Below are 4,072 nucleotides of genomic sequence, written 5' to 3'. Positions count from 1 at the left end.
GTACTATTACGGTCTTTAAAATATAAATTAAATACTATAAAAAAAACCAGCCGAGGCTGGTTTTTTATTTATTAATAATGTTAGCTCATAGCCATCATCATTTTTGCAGGATCTTCTAAATAAGACTTCCACAAGTTATTGAAGCGGGCAATTGTTCCGCCATCAATCACTCGATGGTCGCCAGACCAGCTTACTTGCATAATGGCTGCTGAAACCACATTACCCTGTTCGTCAAAACGAGGTAAATGTTGTAACTTACCTAATGCAACAATGGCCACTTCTGGTTTATTGATGATCGGGGTTGCAATTGTGCCGCCAATAGCACCAATGTTAGAGATACTAATTGTACCTCCTTTTAAATCATCTGGTGATACACGTCCATCCCGTGCTGCTTCAGTTAAGCGCGTAACTTCATTTGCAACATCAACAATACTCTTTGACTGACATGCTTTAACATTTGGTACTAATAAGCCAATCTTAGAATCAACCGCCATACCAATGTTATGGTCGTCAAAATAAGTCAGCTCACTACAATCATCATTCACTTGTGAGTTAAGTACTGGGAACTGCTTCATTGCAAGCGATAGAGCTTTGATAAAGAATGGCATCATAGTTAACTTAACGCCCTGTTGCTTATACTGCTCTTTAAGTTCGCTTCGCATAGCAATCAATTTTGTCAGGTCAATTTCATCACAAAAAGTAAAATGAGGAATTGTCGATACTGACGCAACCATTTGTTTAGCCATTGCCGCTTTAATGCCTTTAATAGGCTCAACATGACTACCACCAGCTGTGGATGCTGCAGTTTTTACAGGCTCTGCCGCTTTAGGAGCAGCTTGTTGTGTTACTGCTTGGCTTGGTGATTCGTTCAAGAAATCTTCGATGTCTTGCTTGTAAATTCGGCCATTTTTACCAGAGCCTGGTACTTGTGTTAAATCTACATCAAGTTCACGTGCTTTACGACGAACAGCTGGTGAAGCAACTGCTTTCTTATTAAGTTGTTTAGTCTCATTTGATGCAGACACAGGCTTTTGTGCTGGCTTAGTCGCTGCATTTGTTTGCGCTTTAACTACCGCAGAGCTTACATCAGGCTCTGAGTTTTGGCCTACAATGCTCATTTGGAATAATGGACTGTGAACAGCGGCAATATCGCCTTTCTTATAATAAAGCTTTTCAACTTTACCTGTATATTTAGCCGGAATTTGAACCAATGCTTTGTCTGTCATTACATCACACACAGCTTGGTCTTCAACGATTTCATCACCTTCGCTGACTAACCACTCAACGATTTCACACTCAACAATACCTTCACCGATGTCAGGTAAAATGAAATCTTCTAAATGTTCACCAGATTCAGGTATTTCGGCTGCTTCAACTGGAGCTTGAGCTTCTTCGTTTTGCGTAGGTGCTTCACCATCAACATCCATCGCAAATAATGGTGCATGTACTTTAGCAATATCACCTTTTGCATAATAAAGCTTACTGATCACACCATCATGGACAGCTGGAATTTGCACAAGCGCTTTGTCGGTCATGACGTCACAAATTGGCTGATCTTCTTTTACAGAATCGCCCTCTGCAACTAACCATTCAACAATTTCACATTCTACGATGCCTTCGCCGATATCTGGCAAGATAAAATCTTTAGACATACTGACTCCTAAAACTCTACAGATTGCTTAATCGCAGCAAGCACTTTAAGTGCATCTGGCACATATTCTTTTTCAAGTGCTAATGGGTATGGCGTATCTAAACCACACACTCGAGCAATTGGCGATTCAAGGTGTAAGAAACACTCTTGTTGAATTGTTGCAACGATTTCTGCACCAAAACCATTTGTGATTGGCGCTTCGTGGCTAACCACTAAACGACCGGTTTTGGTTACTGATTTAGCGATTGTCTCAACATCCCACGGTAAAATAGTTCGTAAGTCGATGACTTCACAACTAATTCCTTGCTCTGCTGCTTTTTTAGCGGCATCTTCAACGATTTCCATTTGTGCACCCCAAGCAAGCAAAGTAACATCAGTACCCTCTTGAATGACTTCTGCTTTACCAAGCTCGATGCTGTAATCCTCTTCTGGTACCTCACCTGTTGATGCACGGTATAAGCGTTTTGGCTCAAAGAAAATAACTGGGTTATCATCTTTAATTGATGCACGAAGCAAACCTTTTGCTTGATAAGGGTTACGTGGCACAACAAGTTTCAAACCCGGTGTATGAGCAAAATAAGCTTCCGGTGATTGTGAATGATATAAACCACCCGCAATACCACCGCCATAAGGAGTACGAATTGTTAGGTTGCCTACATTAAATTCATTACCACTACGGTAACGGAATTTAGCAGATTCATTTACGATTTGGTCAAATGCAGGAAAAATATAATCTGCAAATTGAATTTCAGCTAAAGCAGGCGCACCAAAAGCAGCCAGACCATTAGCAAAACCTAAAATACCTTGCTCAGTTAATGGTGTATTAAACACACGGTGCTTACCATATTTTTCTTGTAAGCCAGATGTTGCACGGAATACACCACCAAAATAGCCAACGTCTTCACCAAAAATACATGCATTTGGATGCTCTGCCATGGTGATATCAAGGGCAGAGTTAATTGCATGAAGCATGTTCATTTTAGCCATTACTTTAATCTCCCTGCAGTTGTTGGATAAGCATCAGGATGCTGCAAAATGTGCTCTTTTAATTCTTCGTATTGTTTTTGCAGTGATGGAATTGGCTTATCATAAACATCAGAAATAAGATCTTCTAATGCTGGTTTTGCAACTTTTTCAGCGCGTTTAAGAGCCGCTAAGATTTCTTCACGGATTGTTTCTTTATCTTTTGCGTCTTGCGCTTCGTCTAACCAACCTTGTTTTAATAACCACTTACGGAAACGCTCAATTGGACAGCCTTTATGTTTTGCTTCTTCGTCTTTTGTACGGTAGCCGCTAGGATCGTCACTAGTTGAGTGAGCACCTAAACGATAGGCAATCGATTCAATTAAAACTGGTTCACCTTTGGTAGTAGCAATTTCACGGGCTTTTTTCGTTGCAGCATAAACTGCAAGCGCATCAGCACCGTCAACACGAATTGTTTTAATGCCATAGCCAACACCGCGTGATGCAATACCATCACCTTTAAATTGTTCATCTGCAGGTGTTGATATCGCATAGCCATTATTACGCGCAAAGAAGATAACCGGTGCTTCATGAACTGCAGCCATATTCAAACCAGCATGAAAATCACCTTCAGATGCCGCACCTTCGCCAAAATAACAAATGGTGATGTTATCAATCGTACTGTTCAACTCACCTGTTTGGGCATCAATGTGACGAACTTTTTGACCATACGCATAACCTGTTGCTTGCGGAATTTGCGTACCAAGCGGAGATGAAATGGTCATATAGTTGAGTTCGCGTGAGCCGTAGTGAATTGGCATTTGGCGACCTTTACCCAAATCTTTTTCGTTTGAAAACATTTGGTTCATGAATTGGTCTAGGCTAAAACCACGATAGCGTAAAGCGGCTTGTTCACGGTACTGGGCCATGATCATGTCATTTTGGTCAAGCGCTGCAGCCGATGCCGTTACAGCAGCTTCTTCACCTAAGCATTGCATGTAAAAGCTAACTCGACCTTGACGCTGTGCTGCTTGCATACGCTCATCAAGCGCTCTAATAAAACGCATTGTCTCGTATAAACGGATTGCAGTTGCTTTGTCGATATCGGGTGCGGTTGCACCTTCGTGGATGTCGCCTTCCTCATTAAGAATGCTTAATGTAGGGATCGTTAATGCGTGACCATCAATAAATGACAGTTCATGATTAATGTTTAGCGATACGTTATTTGGATTACTCATAACCTACCTTCTTTCGTTGTCAGAAACCTACGCCACTGCCCTTATTTCTATTTTTATCAGCATGAGCTGTAAGGATAAAGTTTGCGTAATATTCAATCTAATTAAATTAAACTGCCGTCACTTTACGTTAACGTAAGTTGTTATTCAACTAATCATAGACGAATAGGTGATAAATGGCTAAAAACGCATGGAAAGTTAACTATACAACGAAATAAATTCT

General features: G+C 40.8%; 3 protein-coding genes. All 3 read right to left on the bottom strand.

The annotated features are described in order from the left end of the window. Positions 1–80: 80 nt before the first annotated feature. From L1D46_RS19845 to L1D46_RS19835, 3 genes are read right to left on the bottom strand one after another with little or no spacing between them, the layout of a single operon-like run. On the bottom strand, positions 81–1,652 hold the full coding sequence (locus L1D46_RS19845; protein WP_239978105.1) for a dihydrolipoyllysine-residue acetyltransferase: 1,572 nt from the start codon (positions 1,650–1,652) through the stop codon (positions 81–83). Positions 1,653–1,660: 8 nt separating this feature from the next. Continuing rightward, positions 1,661–2,638 (bottom strand): alpha-ketoacid dehydrogenase subunit beta, encoded by a 978-nt coding sequence (locus L1D46_RS19840; RefSeq protein ID WP_130051548.1) that lies wholly within the window; start codon positions 2,636–2,638, stop codon positions 1,661–1,663. Then, positions 2,638–3,852, bottom strand: coding sequence for a thiamine pyrophosphate-dependent dehydrogenase E1 component subunit alpha (locus tag L1D46_RS19835; RefSeq protein WP_239978104.1), 1,215 nt, complete (start codon positions 3,850–3,852; stop codon positions 2,638–2,640). The genes L1D46_RS19840 and L1D46_RS19835 overlap by 1 nt, the downstream gene beginning before the upstream one ends. Positions 3,853–4,072: the final 220 nt, after the last annotated feature.

Source organism: Pseudoalteromonas sp. Isolate3 (assembly GCF_022398505.1).
Lineage (GTDB): Bacteria > Pseudomonadota > Gammaproteobacteria > Enterobacterales > Alteromonadaceae > Pseudoalteromonas > Pseudoalteromonas apostichopi.
The sequence above is the reverse complement of the archived record's forward strand: the minus strand, read 5'-3'. Positions and strand labels throughout refer to the sequence as shown.

Bases quoted from the DNA above. Each gene is read 5' to 3' on its own strand.
- L1D46_RS19840 (WP_130051548.1), bottom strand. From the start codon at position 2,638: ATGGCTAAAATGAACATGCTTCATGCAATTAACTCTGCCCTTGATATC.
- L1D46_RS19835 (WP_239978104.1), bottom strand. From the start codon at position 3,852: ATGAGTAATCCAAATAACGTATCGCTAAACATTAATCATGAACTGTCA.
- L1D46_RS19845 (WP_239978105.1), bottom strand. From the start codon at position 1,652: ATGTCTAAAGATTTTATCTTGCCAGATATCGGCGAAGGCATCGTAGAA.